Genomic DNA, 20,220 nt, shown 5'->3' with positions numbered 1-20,220 from the left:
GCGCCCTCGCGAAAGGACACGCGCGCGCGCATGACGCGGGACGGATGCGCGAACGATTGCGCGAACATGGGCGCGGCGGTCATTGCGCGGGCGGCGGACGGAGAAAGCGCGCGGAGCCCGGCGGCGGCTCGTTGAGGACGGCCCAGAACACGCCGAGATCGCCGATCGCCTCGACGAACTCCGCGAATTCCACCGGCTTCACCACGTAAGCGTTCACGCCCAGCTCGTAGCTGCGCACGAGATCCTTCTCCTCGCGCGAGGACGTGAGCATGACGACCGGAATGCTCTTCAGCGCCGCGTTCGAGCGGATCATGTCGAGGACTTCGAGACCGTCGATCTTCGGCAGCTTCAGATCGAGCAGGATGACGGCCGGATTGCCTGGCGCGCGGTCCTTCCACTCGCCCTCACAGGTGAGATAGTCGATGGCTTCCTGACCGTCCCGCGCGACGATCACCTCGTTCGCGAGCTGGCTCTTGTCGAGCGCGACGAGGGTGAGTTCGAGGTCGTTCGGGTTGTCTTCGACGAGCAAAATCGGCTTAAGCATGGTCTCTTCTTGACTTTGTGGCTGACGCGCCCGGCGCGGCCGGGCTGGCGCTGCGAAACACGACCGGCAACGAGAAATAGAATACCGCGCCCTCGTCCGGCCACCCTTCGGCCCAGGTGCGTCCATCGTGCCGCTCGACGATGCGCCGCACATTCGCGAGCCCGATGCCCGTGCCCTCGAACTCCTCCGCGCGATGCAGGCGCTGAAACACGCCGAACAGCTTGGCGCCGTACTTCATGTCGAAGCCGACGCCGTTGTCGCGCACGCCGATCACGTATTCGTCGCCGCGCCTGTCGGCGAATATCTCGATTTTCGCCGATTCCCGCGTTCTCGTATATTTCACCGCGTTCGAAATGAGGTTGCGCAGCGCGAGCTGGAGAAACGCGGCGTCGCCGGTGACGCGCGGCAGATCGCCGATTTCCCACTCGATGCGCCGCCCAGCCCCTTCCGCCTCGAACTCCTGCACGACCGAGCGCACGAGCTGTCCGAGGTCGACAGGCGCCGGGCGCAGCGCCGCGCGGCCCATCTGCGAGAAGGTCAGGAGATCGTCGACGAGCGTGCCCGCAAAGCGCGCCGATTCCAGCATGTTGTTCAGGAAACGCCTGCTCTTCTCCGACATGCGCTCGCCTTCCTGCTCGCGCAGCAGGTCGCCGTAACCGGCGATATGGCGCAGCGGCGCGCGCAGGTCGTGCGACACGGAATACGAGAACGCTTCCAGTTCCTTGTTCGCGCGCGCGAGTTCGGTCGCGAGTTCCGCGCGCTCTTCCGCGCGGCGCAGCACGATGTTCAGCAGCGCGCCGCGCAATTCGCCGGCGATTTCGATTTCGCCCTGACGCCACGAGGCGGAATGCCCGCGCACCGTTTCGAGCCAGGGTGAAAAGTTCGTGCGCGGCGCGCTCGCCCCGTCGGCGGCTTCGATCTTCACCGGTTCGCCCGCCCACTTGATGGTCTGCATCACTTCGGGCCTGAACCATAGCAGATAGTTGCGAAAGATCTGCGAAACCGGCACCGCGAGCACGCCGCACGCCGTGTCCTCGTGCGCCTTCGCCGGCGGCCACTCACGCCCGAGCGAATCGGTGGCCCACACGCCGGAGGTGTTCTCCGCGAGCCAGTGCGTCAGCGCGTGCACGGTCTTTTCGTCGGGTGTCGCGCCGAGCAGCGTGATCTGATCGTCGAAGACGATCGCCGCGCCCGCCGAACGCGCGAAGCTCAACACGTCCTTGGAAACCGCCTGCAGTCCGCCGACGAAGTTCTCGTGCTCGCCCATCGCGCTGATGAGACGGCCCATCGTGCGGCGCAGCGCGGCGAGGTATTCGCTTTCGGCGCGCTCCTCCTTCGCCTCGATCTGCAAGGACAGCAGGTGCCCGAGATGCTCGACGACCACGCGCACGTCGAACGGCACGATGCGCGCGTCGCGATCGTGGCACGAGATGAGCCCCCACAACTGGCCGCGCACGACGATCGATATCGACATCGACGCATGCGTGCCCATGTTGCGCATGTACTCCAGATGCACGGGCGAGAAGCTGCGCAGCGTCGCGTACGTGAGGTCGGTGGGACGCCCCGTGACGGGATTCACGCCGGGCACGAGCCGCGCGGGCTTGTAGTTCACGTCCGCGACGAGGCGAATGCGGTTCCTGAGATACAGCGCGCGCGCCTGCCGCGGAATGTCGGAGGCCGGGAAAAACTGATGCAGGAACGACGGATAGCTTTCGTCGCGGTCTTCCGCGATGACGTGGCTGCGGCCTTCGTCGTCGAAGCGGTAAAGCATGACGCGACCGAAGCCCGTGATCGCGCGCACCTCGCGCACCGCGAGTGCGGCGAGTTCCTCGACGCCGTCCGCGTCCTGAAGTCCGCGCGCGAAGGTGCGCACGAGCGGATACATCGATGCGAACGCGTCGCCTGACGCCGCGGCCGCTTCCATCTCGACGATCAGCGTGCCGTCGTGACGATGCATGGTCACGTCGAGATGCATCGGCTTGGCCGCGCGCGTACCGTTGCCCGACGGCGCCGGCATCACGTCGATCGGGCCGACATGAAGCGGCGAATCCTCCAGGGCGGACGTGACGGCCGCGTGCTCGACGCGTTGCGCGGCCGACTCGCCGAGAACCGCATCGAGCGGTTTGCCGAGCAGCGTTTCGACGCTCGCGCCCGTCAGCGACGACAGGTTCTCGCTCGCCTGCGCGATGCGCAGGTCGTCGGAAAGCACCAGCAAGAAACCGTGCGGCTGGATGCCGCCGGGAATGTGGATCGGCTCGGCATCGCAGTCCTTGCCGGCGATGCCCGAGCCGAGCGTGAGCCGGCGCGCTTCGGCATCGGGCGGTCCGTGGGCGCCGTCCGCGAACATCCGCGCGCCGGTGGGGTCGCTTTCGGATCCGCTCATGAAGCCGCCCCCGGCGCAGCCCGCGCGGGTTCGAGATCGGCCGCCTCGGGACACAGCCACGCCTGCAGGCTCTCGAAGGTCGCGATGGCGGCCTTGACGGCATCGTCGTATTGAATCTCCGGCACGGATGCCGCCGCGGTCTTGCGGAACGCGTTCCACATGCTGCCGGTGCGCGGGCCATAGCCGTCGAAATAAGCATTGCCCAATCCCGGCGCGAGATCGAGACGCCGCGCGACATGCGGCGCGATGAAGCGGCCGCCGAGCGTGCTGCCTTCCATCACGTACATCGAGCCGAACGCATCGCCGATGTTATGCATGCGCGGCAGGTCATAGCGAGCGTCCGCCTGCGGCACGGAAGCGGCGGGCCTGCGCTCGCCCGTCAGCGCGGCGAGATCGACGGCGAGCAGCGGCGCCTTGCGGCGCTCGTCGAAGAAGCCCGCGAGCGACGCCGGCATGCACGCGGCCACCGCATCCTCCCAGGGCGCGACATAGCCATAGAAGCGTTCGAGCAGCGCGATGTATTCGTCGCGCTGCAGATCGTCCCGCATCAGGTCGAGCGCATGCTCGAGCCGTTCATGGCATGCGGCGGTTTCGTTTTTCAGACGGGACAGAAGGTCGAGTTGCATGTTTCGTGGTATTGGCTCCGAGGCGAGGCGGCCGAATGATGCGAGCGCCGGAAGGGCTTACCGATTCGAGCCTCTCGCGCGTTGCGCGCATCGGTAGAAAAAGCACGACAAACGTTGCCGCCTGGACCGTTCGTGATCACTTGACCATTTTACGCAACCGGCCTGCGCGCTGCCATTCGGCCCGCTTGGCGCCCGTGCTTCGAGACTGGTTTCACCGTCCGGTTCAAACGACGCTCTATGGCTTGCGCGTGCGTCCCGCGCCGCGCTTCACCTGTGCATGGTCGTCGCGTCGACGGTCTTCGCCGTCCTGTTGCCCCGGCGGAAATCCCCGCAGTGGATGGTCCGTATCGACGAGACCGCGTTCGAGATCCTCGTGCGCCTGCTTGCCGACGTCGCGCGCCTCGTGCTCGTGCTGCGATTCGACGTTCTGGTCCGCTTCGTGAGGCAGTGGCGCGTTGGCGGCATCGTCGTGCGGTTGCGTCTCGCGGTCCTTGCCCGACATCTCGCGTCCGCGCTCCGGCACGCTCTCGGGCGCCTCGTTCGCTCGTTTCATTGCGTCCTCCCTGTCCTGTCCGCGTCTTGCGCCGGGACAACTCACTTGCGCGAGCCGTTCATCCCGAGCCGCTTTTTCATGTCGGCCGTGAGCCGCTTGCGCGCCTTGTCGTAGACGGCCCACGGATCGCCCTTCAACGCGTCGAGACGTTCACGCACATTGCCGATGTTCCATTGGTCGCCGCTCTTCACGTCGTCGAGCTCATCCCACGCCACCGGCATCGATGCGCCGAGTCCCGGACGCGCACGCAGCGAGAACGCCGCGACCGTGCTCGAGCCGCGGTTGTTGCGCAGATAGTCGATGAAGATCTTGCCCTTGCGGTTCTGCATGCCCATCTTCGCGGAGAAGAGCTTGGGCAGCGTGCTCGCCATGTGCTGCGCGACCGCCTGCGAGAAGTCCTTCACCTCGTCCCAGCCCGCCTGCTTCGTGAGCGGCACGACCACATGGAAGCCCTTGCCGCCGCTCGTCTTGCAGAACGGCGTGAGCCCCAGCTCCGCGAGCAGGTCTTTCGTGAGTCGCGCGGCCTCGATCATGCGATCCCAGCCAACGCCCTCGCCGGGATCGAGATCGAACACCATGCGATCCGGCTTCTCGATGTTCGAGGCGAGCGCGTTCCACGTATGCAGCTCGATCGTGCCCATCTGCGCCGTGCCGACGAGCGCCTGCGCCGACTCGACTGTGAGCAGCGGCGGATGCCCCGGATCGACGTCGGGATGCTGCGTGATGTGCGGAATCGCGAGCCTGGCGCTGTGCTTCTGGAAGAACAGCTCGCCGCCGATGTCCTCCGGCGCGCGCACGAGCGACACCGGGCGGTCCTTCAGATGCGGCAGCATCCAGTCGGCGACCGACGCGTAGTACTCGACGACATCGATCTTGCGCAGGCCCGTGGACTTGTCGATCACGCGATCCGGATGGCTGATCTTCACGCCGTCGATTTCAGCAGTGGATCTGGCTTTCGACGTCGCTTTCGCTGCGGTTTTTTCTGCGGTTCTTGCTGTGGTCTTTGCCGCAGCCTTCTTCGCCACCTTCTTCGCCGATGCCGGCTCTTCCTTCACGATCTGCCGCGCGGGCTTGTCCTCACGCAGACCGACGAACGATGCTTGTCGCACGATGCGCTCCTTGGTCCATTCCGCGAAATTGCATTCGGCCACGAGTTCGGGCTTGACCCAATGCACGGGGGTGCGGCTGCGCTCCTGCGGTTCGCTCGCGAACGGCATGCGCGCGGTCTCCAGCTTGTCGAGCTCCTTCTTCACCGCGACGAGCGTCGCGTGATCGAAGCCGCTGCCCACGCGCCCCGCGTATTGCAGCTTGCCGTGCGTGTCGTACACGCCGAGCAGAAGCGCGCCGAACTGCCCGCGGCTCCCCGACGGCTCCGAATAGCCGCCGATCACGAACTCCTGCCTGCGACGGCACTTCAGCTTGATCCACGAAGTGCTGCGCCCGGACACATACGTGCCGTCGATGCGCTTGCCGATGATCCCTTCGAGCGCCATGTCGCAAGCGCTCTTGAGGAGGTCGTCCGCGTGAAAGGCGAAGTCCTGCGAATAGCGCAGCACCGGATCCTCGATGGGTTCGACGAGCGCCTTCAGGATCGCGCGGCGCTGCAGCAGCGGCACGTTGCGCAGGTCGTAGCCGTTCAGATACGGCACGTCGAAGAAATACACGACGATGTCCTGCGGCCGACCCGCATCGAATGCGTTTTGCAGCGCCTGGAAGTCGGGCAGGCCGCGATGATCGAGCACGACGGCTTCACCGTCGAGCCAGCCGCTTTCGATGTCGAGCCGCTCGAGCGCCTTCACCTGCTTCGAAAACTTCGCGCTCCAGTCGTTACCGTTGCGCGTATAGATGCGAATCTCGCGCTTGCCCTTGACGGTCTCGATGCGCGCAAGCACGCGATAGCCATCGAACTTGATTTCGTAGACCCAATCGTCTCCGGGTGGGGCGGTGTCGACGAGCGTCGCGAGCTGCGGCTTGAAGGTCGCGGGCAGCCTGGCCTTCACCGCGCCTTCTATCGCCGGCTCGTGCGACAACGTGCGCAAGGATTCGGCGCTGCGATTCGCGACGATATCCGGATGCGCGTGGCCGTTCGCCTTCTTCGCCGTCGTTTTGCGCGCCGGGGTCCTCTTCGCGCCAGCCTTGCGTTCGCCGCGCTCGAGCACCGCGCCGTTCTTGTCCCGCGCGCCGAGCGAATCCGACAGGACGCTGCCCGGCTTCTTCAGCAGGATGTCGTAGTCGGCTTCGGGCCGGGCTTCGTCGTCGCGCTCCTTGATGAGCAGCCACTGTTCCTTGTCGCCGCTGCCGCGCATGTGGCTCTTCACGAGCGTCCATCCGCCGTGCAGCTTTTCGCCGTCGAGCGTGAACTTGAGCTTGCCCTTCTCGTAGTCGCGCTCCGCGTCCTCGATGCTGCCCGACTGCGGCGCCCACGTTCCGCGATCCCACACGATGACGCTGCCCGCCCCGTAGTTGCCCTCGGGAATCTCGCCTTCGAACGAGCCGTAATCGAGCGGATGATCCTCGACATGCACGGCGAGCCGCTTCACCGACGGATCGAGGCTCGGGCCTTTAGGCACCGCCCATGACTTGAGCGTGCCGTCGAGCTCGAGCCGGAAGTCGTAGTGCAGGCGCCGCGCGTCGTGCTCCTGAATCACGAAGGACAACGCGTGATTCGCCGATTTCTTCGTGCGCGCGCTGCGCCTGGCGGCGCCGGATGGCTCCGGCGTCTTGTCGAAGGTGCGCTTGCGCTGATAGGTTTCGAGTTTGCCAGCCATCGTCGTCTGATTCGTGACTCATGCGCTCATGGGTTCATGCGCGCTTGCGGCGCGCCGTCTTGCGGGCCGGACGCGTGGCTTCCTCATCGGTGTCGTCGCCCGTATCGTCGTCGGCGGATTGCGCCGCCTTGCCGCCGCGTTTGGTCGCACCGCCTTTCTTCAGACTGCGCTTGAGCAGCTCGGACAGGTCCAGAATATCCGCCGATGGCTTGTGCTCGCCGCCCTCCTCGATCTTCATCACTTCGGCGACCTTGCCTTCCTTCACCTTCTTCTCGACGAGCGCCATGATGTCGTCGCGGAAGGTGTCGTGATACTTGGACGGGTCCCACGTGTCGCTCATGTCGTCGATGAGGCGCTTGGCCATCTCCAGTTCCTTCGGCGTGACGCCGGCCTTCTTCGTGTCTTCGTCGGGGAACTTGAACTCGCTGAAGTCGCGCACTTCGTCGCCCCAGCGCAAGGTGTCGAGCGCGAGCGCCGGACCGACCGGAATCAGCGCCGCCAGATGCTGCTTGTTGTGCAGCACCACGCTCGCGATGCCGACCTTGCCGGTTTCCTTCAGCGCATCGCGCAAAAGCGCGTAGACCTTTTCGCCCTTGCGGTCGGGCGCGAGGTAATAAGGCGTGTCGAGCGAGAGGAAGGAGATGTCGGGCGCATCGACGAAGGCGAGAATGTCGACCGTCTGGGTCGATTCGGGATTGGCCGCGCGGATCTCGGCGTCGGTCATCACGACATACTTGCCCTTCTCGTACTCGAAGCCGCGCACGATGTTGTCGCGCGTGACTTCCTTGCCCGTGTTCTTGTTGATCTGCTTGTAGCCGATCGGGTCCATCGAGCGCTTGTCGAGCAGGTTGAAGCCGACCTTCTCCGACTGCGTCGCCGGATAGAGTTGCACGGGCACGTGGACCAGCCCGAAGCTGATCGCGCCTTTCCAGATCATGTGCGGCATCGCGGCACCTTCGCAGTCGGATCGAATCGATGGATACGCCCGGCGCAAGCGCCGAGGCGTGCTTCACACGAATAGGTTATATGTTGCGCGCATCGACACGAAACGCATGAAGCGTGCCAAGAGGTTTCGGCGTGCCGGCGCGCGTAGCGTCTGGACGGATGTGCTCAAAGGCGGACCGGCGATCTGTAAGCTTTACTGATCGTGCGCGAAATTGAGCGATACGCGACACGCGGTTCAGGGCAGGAAGGCGTTGATGAAAAAGACCGTTAGTTGCGAGCAAAAGGGAAGGAAAAACGCGGCGATGCGCCGCCGCGTCGGGGATAAACGCTATTTGCGGCTCGCCGTGACGGTCAGCTGCGTGCCGTCGTCGAGCGTGAGGGTTTTCTTCGAGCCCGTCGAAGTCGGCATCGAGAAGCGGACGATCTGGCTGAAGCGGTTGTCGACGGGACACTGCAGACTCTTGCCGCCCACCGTCACCTTGCTCGTGCCCTTGGGCGCATAGGCGCGGAAGCTGATCTGCACGTTCGCCGCGCCATTGTCGGCGACGACCGGCGCGAAGCGGATCTGCACCTGCCGCACCGCTGCGCCGTCCGCACTCTTCGGCACCGACGCCGCCTGCGGACACGCGTCCGGCACGGCCTGCGCCCCGTTCGGCGCGCTGCCCTGCCAGGTGAAGTCGTCGGTCTGGCCCGAGCGGATCGTGCGCGTTTCCTGCTCGTTGCCGAAGCTCTTCGACACCATCTTCACGGTGTACTTGATGGGGCCGTCATTGGGCGCTTCGGAGAGAACCTTGATGCCTGGCGTCGCCTGGGCGGTCGCAGCGAACATCGCGAGCGCGGCGACGGAAACGATGCGACGAACGATCGAACGACGATTCATGCCGCCACCTCCGTATCAAGCGCTTGAGGAAGTCCGGCGCGGCAATGCGCGCGGATTGCTTTAGGGCGGATTCAGTCTAGCGCCCTGCATGCCGAGTCATCCTAGTGGAAAACCCCAGTGCGTAGGCGCATCGATGACGTTCGTCAAAGCGACATCAAAAGCCGGTCAGGACGAGCTTGCCGACCGTGCGCCCTTCTTCCAGCAGGCGATGCGCCTCGCGCAGATTCGCCGCGTCGATCCTGCCCAGATTCTTGCCGAGCGTGGTGCGAAGGGTGCCTGCGTCGATCAGCCGCGCCACTTCCGAAAGCAGCTTGTGCTGCTCGATCATGTCGGGCGTCTTGAACATCGGGCGGGTGAACATGAACTCCCAGTGAAACGCCGCGCTCTTCGATTTCAGCAATTCGACCGGCAACGGTCTGGCGTTCTCGACGATCGTGCAGATGCCGCCCTGCGGCCTGATGACTTCGGCGGCGGCCGGAAAATGCTTGTCGGTGTCGTTGAAGATCAGCACGTAATCGACTTGCGGGAAGCCGATCGCCTTCATCTGCTGCGGAATGTCGTCGAAGTGATTGACGATGTGATCCGCGCCGAGGTCTTCCGCCCATCTGGCCGATTCGGGCCGCGACGCCGTCGCGATCACCTGAAGCTTCGCCACACGCTTGGCGAGCTGAATGCCGATGGAGCCGACGCCGCCCGCCCCGCCGATGATCAGCACCGACTTGCCCGCGTCCTTGCCTTCGGCCGACACGCGCAGCCGGTCGAAGAGCGCTTCCCACGCGGTGATGGTCGTGAGCGGCAGCGCCGCGGCGCAGGTGAAATCGAGCGATTTCGGCGCAGCTCCGACAATGCGCTCGTCGATCAGATGAAACTCGCTGTTCGCGCCCTGGCGCGTGATGTCGCCGGCGTAGTAGACCGGATCGCCGACCTTGAAGAGCGTGACCTCGGGACCGACCGCTTCGACGATGCCCGCCGCGTCCCAGCCGAGCACGCGCGGCGTTTCCTCGACCTTGCTCTTCGGTGCGCGCACCTTCGTGTCGACGGGATTGACGGCGATCGCCTCGATTTTCACGCGCAGGTCGCGGCCGGCGGGCGCGGGCTTGTCGAGCTCGATGTCGATGAGCGATTCGGGATCGGAGATCGGAAGATAGCGTGTCAGGCCGATGGCTTTCATGAGTGGCGCCTCGATGCGAAAGATTGAACGATGTGGGCTCATCTTATTGCGCGCTGCGCCCTTCGAAAACCCTCATAATCGCTGAAACATTTTTCGGGAAATCCATCAAATGGCCAGCGATCCTTTGGCGGAAGGGACGACGCGAGAGCGCCTCGATCTGCTCGATGTCGGGCTTTTCGTGCGCGCGGCGGCGCTCGCGAATCTGTCGTCGGCGGCGCGCGAGTTCGGATTGTCGCCGGCGGTGGCGAGCGCGCGCATCGCGGCGCTGGAGCGCATGCTCGGCGCGCGGCTTCTGCATCGCACGACGCGGCGCGTCTCGGTCACGCAGGAAGGCGAGATCTTCGCGGCGCGCGCGCGCCAGCTGCTCGACGCCGCCGAAGCCGCGCGCGCCTCGGTCGGGCGTGCGCGCGAGCATCCGCACGGCCGGCTGCGTGTGACGATGCCCTCCTCGCTCGGCCGCCAGCACATCTCGCCGCTGATTCCCGCGTTCCTGCGCGAGTATCCCGGCGTGACCGTCGATCTGCGCATGACGGACCAGATCGTCGATCTCGTCGACGAGGGCATCGACCTCGCCATCCGCATTGGCGCGCTGAAGGATTCGACGCTCGTCGCGAAGAAGCTGGCGAGCAACCGGCGCGTGCTGTGCGCGTCGCCCGCGTATCTCGCCGAACACGGCACGCCGCGCCATCCCGCCGATCTCGCGCAGCACGAATGCGTGATCCTCGCCGATCAGCGCGACTGGAGCTTCGTCACGCCGACCGGCGTGATCGACGTGCGCGTCTCGGGCCGGCTCGTGACGGACAACGGCGAAGTGATCCGCGATGCGCTCGCCGCGGGCATCGGCATCGGCTTGAAATCGACATGGAGCGTCGCGCCGCTGCTCGCGAGCGGCGAGCTCGTCACGGTGCTCGACGATTACCCGCTGGCGCAGACGGTCGCGATCTGGGCCGTCTATCCAAGCCGCGCCTTCGTGCCGCCGAAGACACTCGCGTTCATCGAGTTCCTGGCGGCGCAGTTCGGCGAGCCGCCTTACTGGGACGTCGACCCGGCGCGCGTGCAGCGCTAGGCCGATGGTCGCGCTCGGTACAATAGCGGTTTCGCGCCTTCCTACGCTTCCGCCCCGATGAACCTAGTCATTCAAAGCCTCGCCCCGATCTCCGATTCGCACCTGCGGCCGCTCGCCGCGCTCGCCCGCTCGCGCGAGACGCAGCGCGTCGACGACACGCTCCTGCGTCTCGTCGACTGCGATCCGCTGCAGCGCCCCGATATCGACGCGTACTGCGGCGCGCACGCGCTCGACTACGCGTATGTCGAGCCGCGAGCGAAGCTCGCCGATTTCGGCCTCGTCGCGATGGACATGGACTCGACGCTCATCACGATCGAATGCATCGACGAGATCGCGGATTTCTGCGGGCTGAAGGCCGAAGTCGCGGCGATCACCGAAGCGTCGATGCGCGGCGAGATCAAGGACTTCAACGAGAGCCTCACGCGCCGCGTCGCGCTTTTGAAGGGGCTCGACGCGGGCGCGCTGGAGCGCGTCTACGAGGAACGCCTGAAGCTCTCGCCGGGCGCGGAGCGCATGCTCGAAGGCGCGCGCGCCGCAGGCCTGAAGACGCTGCTCGTGTCGGGCGGCTTCACGTTCTTCACCGAGCGCCTGAAGGCGCGTCTCGGCCTCGACTACGCGCGCGCGAACACGCTCGAAATCGTCGACGGCAAGCTGACGGGCAAGGTCGTCGGGGAAATCGTGAACGCGGACGTGAAGGCGCGCACGCTCGTCGAGACGTGCGCGAAGATCGGCATCGACCCGGCGCGCGCGATCGCGATGGGCGACGGCTCGAACGATCTCAAGATGATGGCCGAAGCCGGCTTGTCGGTGGCGTTTCGCGCGAAGCCGGTCGTACGGCAATCGGCGAGCGTCGCGCTCAACTCCGTCGGGCTCGACGGGCTGCTGCGGCTGTTCTGATACGACAACGGCGCCTCACGGCGCCGTATTTTCAGGTGCGTGCGGATCAGCCCAGCGCCTTGACCAGCGCGGCTTCCAGATCCGCGCGCAAGTCCGTCTCCGCTTCCAGGCCGATGTAAAAGCGCACGAGCACGCCCTCGTGCGGCCATTGCGACGCGGTGCGCATCGAGCGCACGTTGTAGGGCATCGCGAGGCTATGCGCGCCGCCCCAGCTCCAGCCGATCGAGAACAGTTCGAGTGCTTCGACGAACGCATCGACCTGCGCGGCGCTGTAGCGGCCGTCGAACACGATCGAGAACAAGCCGCCCGCGCCGCCCTCGAAATCGCGCTCGTAGATCGCGTGGCCCGGACAATCCTCCAGGGCCGGGTGCAGCACCGCCGCCACTTCGGGACGCGTCTTGAGCCACTGCGCGAGCGCGGACGCCGCGCGGTCGTGCGCCTCGTAGCGCAGCTTCATCGACGGCAGGCTGCGCAGCACGAGCGAAGCGTCGTCCGCCGAGACGCCGATGCCCAGCCGCATGCGCGCGCGCTTCAGCTTCCTGTGAAGCTCGATGTCGCGCGTGATGGTCGCGCCCATCAGAATGTCGCTGCCGCCGGATTGATATTTCGTGAGCGCCTGCACCGAGATGTCCACGCCATGCTCGAACGGCTTGAACGCGAGTCCCGCGGAATACGTATTGTCGATCGCGGTGACGATGCCCTTCGCACGCGCGACGGCCACGATCGCCGGGACGTCCTGAATTTCCATCGTGACCGAGCCGGGCGCTTCGAGCCAGATGAGCTTCGTGTTCGGACGGATCGAATCGGCGATGCCCGCGCCGATCATCGGATCGTAGTAAGTCACCTCGAGCCCGAAATCGGCGGCGAGCCAGTCCGCATGCTCGCGGTTCGGCGAATAGGCGTTGTCGGGCACGAGGACGTGATCGCCCGCCTTGACGATGCCGAAATAGACGTTGGAAATCGCCGCGAGCCCGGACGGCTGCAGCAGCGCGTGCTCGCCGCCTTCGATCGCGGCGAGACGCTGCGCGAGCGCGATCGTGGTCGGCGTGCCGTGCAGGCCGTAGCGCCATCTCGAATCGTCGCTCCAGACGAGCGAGCGCATCGTCGCGAGATCGGGGAAGACGACCGTCGATGCCCGCGCGACCGGCACCGAGAACGACTCGAAGCCGGGCGTGATGCGATCCTCCGGCTGCACGATGCGGGTTTGCAGGTCGCGTTCGGGGACGTTGTCGTTGGAATCAGTCATGGCGTCGAAGTGAATCGAGGTAAGGGAAGGCCGCCGCCGGATCGCCCGGCGGCGTGAAAGCAAGACAGAGCGAGACAGGCTATTCGCCGATGATGACGTTGCTCGTGCCGCCGACGGCGTTGCGCGGCGGCTGAGGCGGCGCCGGTTCCAGCGACGGCGCGGGCGGCGCCTTCGCGGTGCCCGTGGCGGGCGTAGCGGGTGTTGCAGGCAGCGGGGGCAGCTTCGCGCCCGCGACCGCGGGATGCAGATCGAACGGCTGCGCGTTCGAATCGTCCGGGTCCATGCGTTCGCCCGACACGCTGCCGTCCGCCGCGAACTTGCCGACCCAGTTGCCCGTGATGTGCGTGCCGTCGTTCGATTCCTCGATCTCGAGCGTGTCGCCGTCGCGATCGCCCGCGACGAGAATCACGCTGGCGCTGCCGACGAAGCGATATTCTCCGTGCACGCCGGAAGGCTCGTCGGTCTTCGCGCCGAGCTTCATCTCGATCTGCTTGTCGCCGAGCGTGCCGACATAGCGCGGAAAACGCGCGTACTCCGGGTTCGGCGTAAGCGGTTTCTTCGGCGGCAGCGCGAGTTCCCTGATCGCCGCGTCCGCGCCGTGCGCGTCTTTCCCGGCCGGTTCGCGCTCGCTGGCCGGGATCACGCCGGACGTTTGAGCCGGCATCGGCGAGTTGCAGGCGGCGAGCGCGAGCAGCGCGGTCGAGATCGTCAAGGCCGCGGCGAGACGCGGCCCCTTCGTGCTGTGGATCATCCTTCGTTCCTTCGAATACGGGCTTCAGATGCGCTCGAAGATCGCCGCGATGCCCTGCCCGCCGCCGATACACATCGTCACGAGCGCGTAGCGCCCGCCGATCCGTTGCAGCTCGTACAGCGCCTTCACGGTGATGAGCGCGCCGGTCGCGCCGATCGGATGGCCGAGCGAAATGCCCGAGCCGTTCGGGTTGACCTTCGCGGGATCGAGCTTCAGTTCCTGCGAAACGGCACACGCTTGCGCGGCGAACGCCTCGTTCGCTTCGATCACGTCGAGATCGGCAACGGTCAGGCCCGCGCGCTCCAGCACCTTCTGCGTCGCGGGAACCGGGCCGATGCCCATGATCTTCGGATCGACGCCGGCATGCGCGTAGGCGACGAGGCGCGCGAGCGGCTTCGCGCCGCGTTTCTCCGCGACGCCGCGCTCCATCAGCACGACGGCCGCCGCCGCGTCGTTGATGCCCGACGCGTTGCCCGCCGTCACCGTGCCGTTCTCCTTCGCGAAGACGGGCTTGAGCTTGGCGAAGTCGTCGGCGGTCGCGATCATGCGCACGTGCTCGTCGCGCTCGAACACGGTGTCGCCCTTCTTCGATGCGAGCGTGATCGGCAGGATCTGTTCCTTGAAGTAGCCGGCCTCGATCGCCTTCGCCGCGCGCCGATGCGATTCGAGCGCGAGCGCATCCTGCATCTCGCGCGTGATGCCGAACTTCTGCGCGACGTTCTCGGCCGTCACACCCATGTGAATCCTGTCGAACGGATCGTTCAGCGCGCCGACCATCATGTCGACGATGCGCGCATCGCCCATGCGCTGGCCGAAGCGCGCCGCGGGCATGATGTAGGGCGCGCGGCTCATGCTTTCCGCGCCGCCGCCGATGGCGACGTCCGCATCGCCGAGCAGAATGGATTGCGACGCCGACACGATCGCCTGGAGGCCCGAGCCGCACAGGCGGTTCACGGTGAGCGCGGGCGCCGCCTGCGTCACGCCGCCGTCGAGCGCCGCGACACGGGCGAGATACATGTCGCGCGGCTCGGTCTGGATCACGTTGCCGAGCACGACATGACCGACTTCGTCGCCCGCGACGCCGGCGCGAGAGAGCGCCTCGCGCACGACGCGCGCGCCGAGATCGCTCGGGGCGAAATCCTTGAGCGAGCCGCCAAAATCGCCGATTGCCGTGCGCACGCCGCTTACCACCACCACTTCACGTTGCATGTTGTCGTCTCCGCAGGTTGTGTTCGTTCGTGTGTTCCGTCGGGTGTTCGTTCGATCGGCCGGCGCGTCATTCCGCGAGCGCGCGCTCGACCGTGGCCTTGTCCGGAATCGGCGCGACCGCGCCGAAGCCTTGCGTCGACAGCGCCGCCGCGACGTTCGCGTAGCGCGCGGCGGCAAAAGGATCGTCGCCCGCGACGATGCGCGCGATGAACGCGCCGCCGAAGCAGTCGCCCGCGCCGGTGGCGTCGACCGCCCTGACGACGCGGCCCGGCACGAGGCGCCGCTCGTCGGGCGTCGCGATATACGCGCCTTCCTTACCGAGCTTCAACGCGACGACCTCCGGACCGAGCGCGAGCAGCGCGTCGACGATGGCGTCCTTGTCCTCGTGCCCCGTGAGCAGCGTGACGTCGTCCCAACTCGGCAGACAGATGTCCGTCGCGCGGATGGCCTCGAGCATCACCGCTCGTGCGCGCGCGAGCGGCCACAGCTTGAGGCGCAGGTTCGTGTCGAAGCTGACCTTCACGCCGTGCGTGCGCGCGTGATCGATCGCGGCGAGCGCGGCATCGCACGCCGACACGCCGATCGCGAGACTGATGCCGGACAGATGCACGGCCTTGGCCGCGGCGATCGCATCGAGCGGCAGATGCGACGGCGCGTAGCGGCTCGCCGCCGAGCCCGCGCGCAGGTAATCGAAGCGATGCCCGTTCTCGCCGTGCGAGACGAAATAGACGCCCGTGGGCGCGTCGTGATCCACGCGCACGGTGGACGTATCGACGTTTTCCGCGCGCCACAGATCGAGCAGCAAATGCCCGAAGTGATCGTTGCCGACCGCGGACACGAAGCCCGTCGACGCGCCCTGGCGCGAAGCCGCGATCAGGAAGTTGGAGACGTCGCCGCCGAAGCCTTGCAGATAGTTCGGCTGATCGCGCGTCGACTGATTGAACTCGATCATGGCCTCGCCGAGCGCGAGAACGTGCGGTGTCTGCAGCATGCGTTATACCTCGCCCCAGAGATCGTGGCCGTCCGCGCCGGTGATCTTCACCGAAACGAAGTCGCCGGCCTTGTAGCGCTTCGATGCCTTGGTCGCCGGCGCGATGTACACGACGCCGTCGATTTCCGGCGCATCTGCCGCCGTGCGGCCGACGCCGCCGTCCGTGCTCACTTCGTCGACGAGCACCTTGAGCGTCTTTCCGACCTTCTTCTTCATGCGCCTGGCCGACAGGTCCTCGGCCAGCTCCATGAAGCGCGCGCGGCGTTCCTCGCGCACGTCGTCGGGCAGCGCGCCGTCGAGCTCGTTCGCCGTGGCGCCTTCGACCGGCGAATACGCGAAGCAGCCGACGCGGTCCAGATCGGCTTCCCGGATGAACTCGAGCAGCGTTTCGAACTGCGCTTCCGTCTCGCCCGGAAAGCCCGCGATGAACGTGCTGCGGATCGTCAGATCCGGACAGATCTCGCGCCACGCCTTGACGCGCTCGAGCACTTTCTCGGCGTTGGCCGGGCGTTTCATGCGCTTGAGCACTTCGGGGTGCGCGTGCTGGAACGGCACGTCGAGATACGGCAGGACGTGGCCCTTGAGCGGCCCCTCGGCCATCATCGGGATGACCTCGTCGACGCTCGGATACGGATAGACATAGTGCAGGCGCACCCATGCGCCGTATTGCGCGGCGAGCTCGCCGAGCGCGCCGACGAGATCGGTCATGCGCGTCTTGAGCGGCTTGCCGTTCCAGAAACCGGTCCGGTACTTCACGTCGATGCCGTACGCGCTCGTGTCCTGCGAGATGACGAGCAGTTCCTTCACGCCGGACTTGAAGAGGTTCTCGGCCTCGAGCATGACTTCGGCGACGGGGCGGGAGACGAGATCGCCGCGCATCGAGGGAATGATGCAGAACGTGCAGCGATGGTTGCAGCCTTCGGAAATCTTCAGGTAGGCGTAGTGGCGCGGCGTGAGCTTGATGCCCGCGGGCGGCACGAGATCGACGAACGGGTCGTGCGGCTTCGGCAGGTGCGCGTGCACCGCGTTCATCACTTCGTTGGTCGCGTGCGGGCCGGTCACGGCGAGCACTTTCGGATGCACTTCCTCGATGAGACCCGTGCCGCTCGCGCTCTTCTTCGCGCCGAGGCAGCCGGTGACGATGACCTTGCCGTTTTCGGAGAGCGCCTCGCCGATGGCGTCGAGGCTTTCCTGCACGGCTTCGTCGATGAAGCCGCAGGTGTTGACGACGACGAGATCCGCGCCGTCGTAGGTGCCGGAGATTTCGTAACCTTCGGCGCGCAATTGGGTCATGATCTGCTCGGAGTCGACGAGCGCCTTCGGGCAGCCAAGCGAAACCATGCCGATCTTGGGCGCGGGAGTCGTCGTGGCGGTTGATTCCAAGGAATTTTTCACGGGGAGAGACGGTGTTGTGGGCGCCTTGCGAGACGGACAAGGCGAATCCACTATTTTACCCCGGAGCGTTGACAGCGCGGTTTGGCGCGTGCCAGCGCCGTCACTTCGCGTCGGCGGCCTTGGTCGACGCACGATGCGGTGATCACGTGGCGCCGATCAGAACGTCCGCGGGAATGCGCAAACCTTCATGCAGGCGGCGGATCATCGCGAGACTCAGCGCGCGCTTGCCCGCGAGCACCTCATACACGCGATTCGTATTGCCGATGTACGGCTGCATGTCCGGCACCGTAAGGCCCGCCTGCTCCATGCGGAACTTGATAGCCTCGATCGGACTCGGTGCCTTGAGCGGGAAATGTTCCGCTTCATATCGCTCGATCAGAATCGACAGGATGTCCAGCGTTTCACCTTCGGGCGTGTCGGAAGCCGGATCGGCATCGACGAGCGCGGATACTGCCGCGAGTGCGGCGCTATAGTCCGCTTCGGTTCGAATCGGGTGAATTTCCATTCTCCTACTCCATTTCGACGGTGGCTGCATCGACCTTGTCGTATTCGGCGCGCGTTCCGACGAACTTGATGTACGCGACACCGACTTGATAAGCCACTGCCACGATGAGCCGGAATTCATTGCCCCTGATGTTGAACACGACGCGGTTACGCCCAATGAAGCTCGCGGAGGCATATTGATTCCTGATGTCCTGAGGCGTACTCCAGACTGCCTTGGCCGCTTCCGAGTACCACGCCAGCAGCGCCTGTTCGGCTTGGCCGTGCTTCTGAATGAAGGTGAGCAGCGTTTTCTTGGCAACGATCCGCATAGCAATCCATTTTAGTCCCATTTCGGGACTACTGCAATCGTCACAGTCTAGCGCTTTCGGCCCTCCAGGGGAGCGGGTTTTACATCGTTTGACAACGCGGAACTTGCCGTGGCCATGCGCGGGCGCGCACGCAGCGAGAGATGCACCTTGGCGCGATGCCATCGGCAGGTGCAGGCGATCGCGCACTATGGCTGATTTCGTATCGGCGGGATTACATCACGCCATGCGGACAAGGTCCAGCGAAAGGCGTAACCAGGCAGCGAGCACGCGTCCGCCCCGCCGAGGCACACACCCCGACGTCCGAACGCGCCGCCGAAATGGATTACTTCTTTTCCGTCGAAGGTGGCGTGGGCGTCGGAAACGGAAACGTATTGAACATCGACTTCGCCTGCGACTGCATCTGCTCCTGCATCTGCACGAACATGTTCTTCGACTGCTCGATGTAGCTCGTCATCATGCCCTGCATCATCGGTGCCTGCATGTTCATGAACTGCGACCAGACTTCCGGATTCAGCGCGTTGCCGTCGTAGATGCCCTTGCTCTGCTCGGTGAGCTTCTGCTGGATATCGATGAACGCCTGGATGTTCTTCTCCAGATACGTGCCCATCATGCCCTGCATCGCGTGACCGTAGAAGCGGATGATCTGCGAAAGCATCACCGACGAAAACATCGGCAGGCCGCCGCTCTCTTCCTCGAGAATGATCTGCAGAAGGATGCTGCGCGTGAGGTCGTCGTTGGACTTCGCGTCGAGCACCTTGAAGTCTTCCTGATCGAGCACGAGCTGCTTCACGTCGGACAACGTGATGTAGGTGCTCGTTTCCGTGTCGTACAGCCGACGGTTTGGATATTTTTTGATGAGTCGTTCGGCGGATTTCTTTGTAGTAGTAGTAGTGGTCATTTAACGCCTTTAAACGCAAAACTTTACTGCGATGGCAGCAAGCAAGTCTTGCGTTATCGCAAAAAAGCGCTGCTGCGTGTTCGCCGCATCGTTGATAAATCCGGCGAGTGGCGGCTCGCCCGGAAGGCGCGCGCCTCCCGGAAAGCCTCCGCCCGTCAGCCCATGTGCAAGCCGCCGTTCAGCGAGAAGTCAGCGCCAGTCGAGAATCCCGATTCTTCGGACGCCAGCCACGCGACGATCGAGCCGATCTCGTCGGGCGTGCCCAGACGCCGCACCGGAATGGTCGCGACGATCTTCTCCAGCACTTCGGGGCGAATCGCCTTCACCATGTCCGTGCCGATATAGCCCGGCGACACCGTGTTGACCGTCACGCCCTTGGTCGCCACTTCCTGCGCGAGCGACATCGTGAAGCCGTGAATGCCCGCCTTGGCCGTCGAGTAGTTCGTCTGGCCGAACTGACCCTTCTGGCCGTTCACCGACGAAATGTTGATGATGCGGCCCCAGCCGCGCTCGACCATGCCGTCGATGACCTGCTTCGTGACGTTGAAGAGGCTCGTCAGGTTCGTGTCGATGACCGCGGTCCAGTCTTCGTGCGTCATCTTGCGGAACACGACATCGCGCGTGATGCCCGCGTTGTTCACCAGCACGTCGACCTCGCCGACTTCGGCCTTGACCTTGTCGAACGCGTTCTTGGTCGACTCCCAGTCGCCGACGTTGCCTTCAGAGGCAATGAAGTCGAAGCCGAGCGCCTTCTGGTCTTCGAGCCATTTCACCCGGCGCGGGGAGTTCGGGCCGCAACCCGCGACGACCGTAAAGCCATCCTTGAGCAGGCGCTGGCAGATGCTGGTGCCGATGCCGCCCATCCCGCCGGTTACATACGCTATGCGCTTCGTCATTCCTCACTCCATTTTCGTTATGCGGGGGACGATCTCCTTGCCCGCCCGCTGGCCCTTCCCGATCCTGCTCTGCGTTGCGCTTGTTGATTACGGACGTTCCACAGCAAGTGCGACACCCATGCCGCCGCCGATGCACAGCGACGCCAGACCCTTCTTCGCATCGCGCTTCTGCATCTCGTGCAGCAGCGT

Annotated in this window: 20 protein-coding genes; 2 read left to right on the top strand and 18 right to left on the bottom strand. The window is 65.3% G+C overall.

The features are described from left to right. Nucleotides 1-79 precede the first annotated feature (79 nt). The 8 genes from AWB83_RS31455 to AWB83_RS31420 all read right to left on the bottom strand — a co-directional run bounded on the left by AWB83_RS31455 (nt 80) and on the right by AWB83_RS31420 (nt 9,870). A complete protein-coding gene (locus AWB83_RS31455) occupies nt 80-544 on the bottom strand; it encodes a response regulator (RefSeq protein ID WP_087049533.1) in 465 nt (154 codons plus the stop codon). After that, nucleotides 537-2,927, bottom strand: coding sequence for an ATP-binding protein (locus AWB83_RS31450; RefSeq protein ID WP_087049532.1), 2,391 nt, complete (start codon nt 2,925-2,927; stop codon nt 537-539). Before AWB83_RS31450 ends, AWB83_RS31455 begins: the two co-directional genes overlap by 8 nt. Further along, on the bottom strand, nt 2,924-3,553 hold the full coding sequence (locus tag AWB83_RS31445) for a biliverdin-producing heme oxygenase (RefSeq protein ID WP_087049531.1): 630 nt from the start codon (nt 3,551-3,553) through the stop codon (nt 2,924-2,926). The genes AWB83_RS31450 and AWB83_RS31445 overlap by 4 nt, the downstream gene beginning before the upstream one ends. Before the next feature lie 235 nt (nt 3,554-3,788). Next, nucleotides 3,789-4,106: a hypothetical protein gene (locus tag AWB83_RS31440; protein WP_096059405.1), complete on the bottom strand. Its 318-nt coding sequence runs from the start codon at nt 4,104-4,106 to the stop codon at nt 3,789-3,791. A 41-nt stretch (nt 4,107-4,147) separates the two neighbouring features. Next, on the bottom strand, nt 4,148-6,874 hold the full coding sequence (ligD, locus tag AWB83_RS31435; RefSeq protein WP_087049530.1) for a DNA ligase D: 2,727 nt from the start codon (nt 6,872-6,874) through the stop codon (nt 4,148-4,150). A 34-nt stretch (nt 6,875-6,908) separates the two neighbouring features. After that, nucleotides 6,909-7,820 carry a non-homologous end joining protein Ku gene (gene ku, locus AWB83_RS31430; protein WP_087049529.1) on the bottom strand — a complete coding sequence of 304 codons (912 nt, stop codon included), beginning with the start codon at nt 7,818-7,820 and terminating at the stop codon, nt 6,909-6,911. A 327-nt stretch (nt 7,821-8,147) separates the two neighbouring features. After that, entirely contained in the window at nt 8,148-8,699 is a 552-nt protein-coding gene (locus tag AWB83_RS31425; protein ID WP_087049528.1) for a DUF6013 family protein, read from the bottom strand. Between the two features lie 154 nt (nt 8,700-8,853). After that, entirely contained in the window at nt 8,854-9,870 is a 1,017-nt protein-coding gene (locus tag AWB83_RS31420; RefSeq protein ID WP_087049527.1) for a zinc-binding alcohol dehydrogenase family protein, read from the bottom strand. A 109-nt stretch (nt 9,871-9,979) separates the two neighbouring features. On the opposite strand from AWB83_RS31420, the gene AWB83_RS31415 reads away from it, so the two are divergent. Both AWB83_RS31415 and serB read left to right on the top strand, forming a co-directional pair. Next, nucleotides 9,980-10,936: a LysR family transcriptional regulator gene (locus AWB83_RS31415; RefSeq protein ID WP_087049526.1), complete on the top strand. Its 957-nt coding sequence runs from the start codon at nt 9,980-9,982 to the stop codon at nt 10,934-10,936. Nucleotides 10,937-10,993: 57 nt separating this feature from the next. Continuing rightward, the gene (serB, locus tag AWB83_RS31410; RefSeq protein ID WP_087049525.1) at nt 10,994-11,833 is read left to right on the top strand and encodes a phosphoserine phosphatase SerB; all 840 of its coding nucleotides are present in this window, start codon (nt 10,994-10,996) and stop codon (nt 11,831-11,833) included. A 46-nt stretch (nt 11,834-11,879) separates the two neighbouring features. On the opposite strand, the gene AWB83_RS31405 is transcribed toward serB, so the two are convergent. From AWB83_RS31405 to AWB83_RS31360, 10 genes are all read right to left on the bottom strand, one after another. Continuing rightward, nucleotides 11,880-13,079 (bottom strand): cystathionine beta-lyase, encoded by a 1,200-nt coding sequence (locus tag AWB83_RS31405; protein ID WP_087049524.1) that lies wholly within the window; start codon nt 13,077-13,079, stop codon nt 11,880-11,882. Nucleotides 13,080-13,158: 79 nt separating this feature from the next. After that, the gene (locus AWB83_RS31400; protein WP_087049523.1) at nt 13,159-13,830 is read right to left on the bottom strand and encodes a hypothetical protein; all 672 of its coding nucleotides are present in this window, start codon (nt 13,828-13,830) and stop codon (nt 13,159-13,161) included. Between the two features lie 24 nt (nt 13,831-13,854). Next, on the bottom strand, nt 13,855-15,039 hold the full coding sequence (bktB, locus tag AWB83_RS31395; RefSeq protein ID WP_087049522.1) for a beta-ketothiolase BktB: 1,185 nt from the start codon (nt 15,037-15,039) through the stop codon (nt 13,855-13,857). A gap of 67 nt (nt 15,040-15,106) precedes the next feature. Further along, nucleotides 15,107-16,030: a sugar kinase gene (locus AWB83_RS31390; protein WP_087049521.1), complete on the bottom strand. Its 924-nt coding sequence runs from the start codon at nt 16,028-16,030 to the stop codon at nt 15,107-15,109. Between the two features lie 3 nt (nt 16,031-16,033). Then, nucleotides 16,034-17,425, bottom strand: coding sequence for a 30S ribosomal protein S12 methylthiotransferase RimO (gene rimO / locus AWB83_RS31385; RefSeq protein ID WP_087049520.1), 1,392 nt, complete (start codon nt 17,423-17,425; stop codon nt 16,034-16,036). 142 nt (nt 17,426-17,567) lie between these two features. Continuing rightward, nucleotides 17,568-17,930 (bottom strand): helix-turn-helix domain-containing protein, encoded by a 363-nt coding sequence (locus tag AWB83_RS31380; protein WP_087049519.1) that lies wholly within the window; start codon nt 17,928-17,930, stop codon nt 17,568-17,570. Nucleotides 17,931-17,934: 4 nt separating this feature from the next. After that, entirely contained in the window at nt 17,935-18,237 is a 303-nt protein-coding gene (locus AWB83_RS31375; RefSeq protein ID WP_087049518.1) for a type II toxin-antitoxin system HigB family toxin, read from the bottom strand. A 322-nt stretch (nt 18,238-18,559) separates the two neighbouring features. Next, complete coding sequence (phaR, locus tag AWB83_RS31370) at nt 18,560-19,135, bottom strand: polyhydroxyalkanoate synthesis repressor PhaR (RefSeq protein WP_087049517.1); 576 nt, start codon at nt 19,133-19,135, stop codon at nt 18,560-18,562. Between the two features lie 155 nt (nt 19,136-19,290). Continuing rightward, entirely contained in the window at nt 19,291-20,031 is a 741-nt protein-coding gene (locus AWB83_RS31365) for a 3-ketoacyl-ACP reductase (RefSeq protein WP_087049516.1), read from the bottom strand. 87 nt (nt 20,032-20,118) lie between these two features. Continuing rightward, nucleotides 20,119-20,220 (bottom strand): hypothetical protein (locus AWB83_RS31360; RefSeq protein WP_143750135.1); only part of this gene is annotated, 102 nt, incomplete at its 5' end.

Origin of the sequence: Caballeronia ptereochthonis, assembly GCF_001545075.1 — a bacterium.
Classification (GTDB): domain Bacteria; phylum Pseudomonadota; class Gammaproteobacteria; order Burkholderiales; family Burkholderiaceae; genus Caballeronia; species Caballeronia ptereochthonis.
Note: the sequence above shows the minus strand (reverse complement) of the source record. Positions and strands in the feature narration are given on the sequence as shown.

Coding starts and splice junctions, on each gene's coding strand:
- ligD (WP_087049530.1), bottom strand. CDS start 6,874: ATGGCTGGCAAACTCGAAACCTATCAGCGCAAGCGCACCTTCGACAAG.
- phaR (WP_087049517.1), bottom strand. CDS start 19,135: ATGACCACTACTACTACTACAAAGAAATCCGCCGAACGACTCATCAAA.
- AWB83_RS31405 (WP_087049524.1), bottom strand. CDS start 13,079: ATGACTGATTCCAACGACAACGTCCCCGAACGCGACCTGCAAACCCGC.
- AWB83_RS31380 (WP_087049519.1), bottom strand. CDS start 17,930: ATGGAAATTCACCCGATTCGAACCGAAGCGGACTATAGCGCCGCACTC.
- AWB83_RS31455 (WP_087049533.1), bottom strand. CDS start 544: ATGCTTAAGCCGATTTTGCTCGTCGAAGACAACCCGAACGACCTCGAA.
- AWB83_RS31400 (WP_087049523.1), bottom strand. CDS start 13,830: ATGATCCACAGCACGAAGGGGCCGCGTCTCGCCGCGGCCTTGACGATC.
- AWB83_RS31445 (WP_087049531.1), bottom strand. CDS start 3,553: ATGCAACTCGACCTTCTGTCCCGTCTGAAAAACGAAACCGCCGCATGC.
- AWB83_RS31415 (WP_087049526.1), top strand. CDS start 9,980: ATGGCCAGCGATCCTTTGGCGGAAGGGACGACGCGAGAGCGCCTCGAT.
- AWB83_RS31365 (WP_087049516.1), bottom strand. CDS start 20,031: ATGACGAAGCGCATAGCGTATGTAACCGGCGGGATGGGCGGCATCGGC.
- AWB83_RS31390 (WP_087049521.1), bottom strand. CDS start 16,030: ATGCTGCAGACACCGCACGTTCTCGCGCTCGGCGAGGCCATGATCGAG.
- AWB83_RS31425 (WP_087049528.1), bottom strand. CDS start 8,699: ATGAATCGTCGTTCGATCGTTCGTCGCATCGTTTCCGTCGCCGCGCTC.
- AWB83_RS31375 (WP_087049518.1), bottom strand. CDS start 18,237: ATGCGGATCGTTGCCAAGAAAACGCTGCTCACCTTCATTCAGAAGCAC.
- bktB (WP_087049522.1), bottom strand. CDS start 15,039: ATGCAACGTGAAGTGGTGGTGGTAAGCGGCGTGCGCACGGCAATCGGC.
- AWB83_RS31440 (WP_096059405.1), bottom strand. CDS start 4,106: ATGAAACGAGCGAACGAGGCGCCCGAGAGCGTGCCGGAGCGCGGACGC.
- AWB83_RS31420 (WP_087049527.1), bottom strand. CDS start 9,870: ATGAAAGCCATCGGCCTGACACGCTATCTTCCGATCTCCGATCCCGAA.
- ku (WP_087049529.1), bottom strand. CDS start 7,820: ATGCCGCACATGATCTGGAAAGGCGCGATCAGCTTCGGGCTGGTCCAC.
- serB (WP_087049525.1), top strand. CDS start 10,994: ATGAACCTAGTCATTCAAAGCCTCGCCCCGATCTCCGATTCGCACCTG.
- AWB83_RS31450 (WP_087049532.1), bottom strand. CDS start 2,927: ATGAGCGGATCCGAAAGCGACCCCACCGGCGCGCGGATGTTCGCGGAC.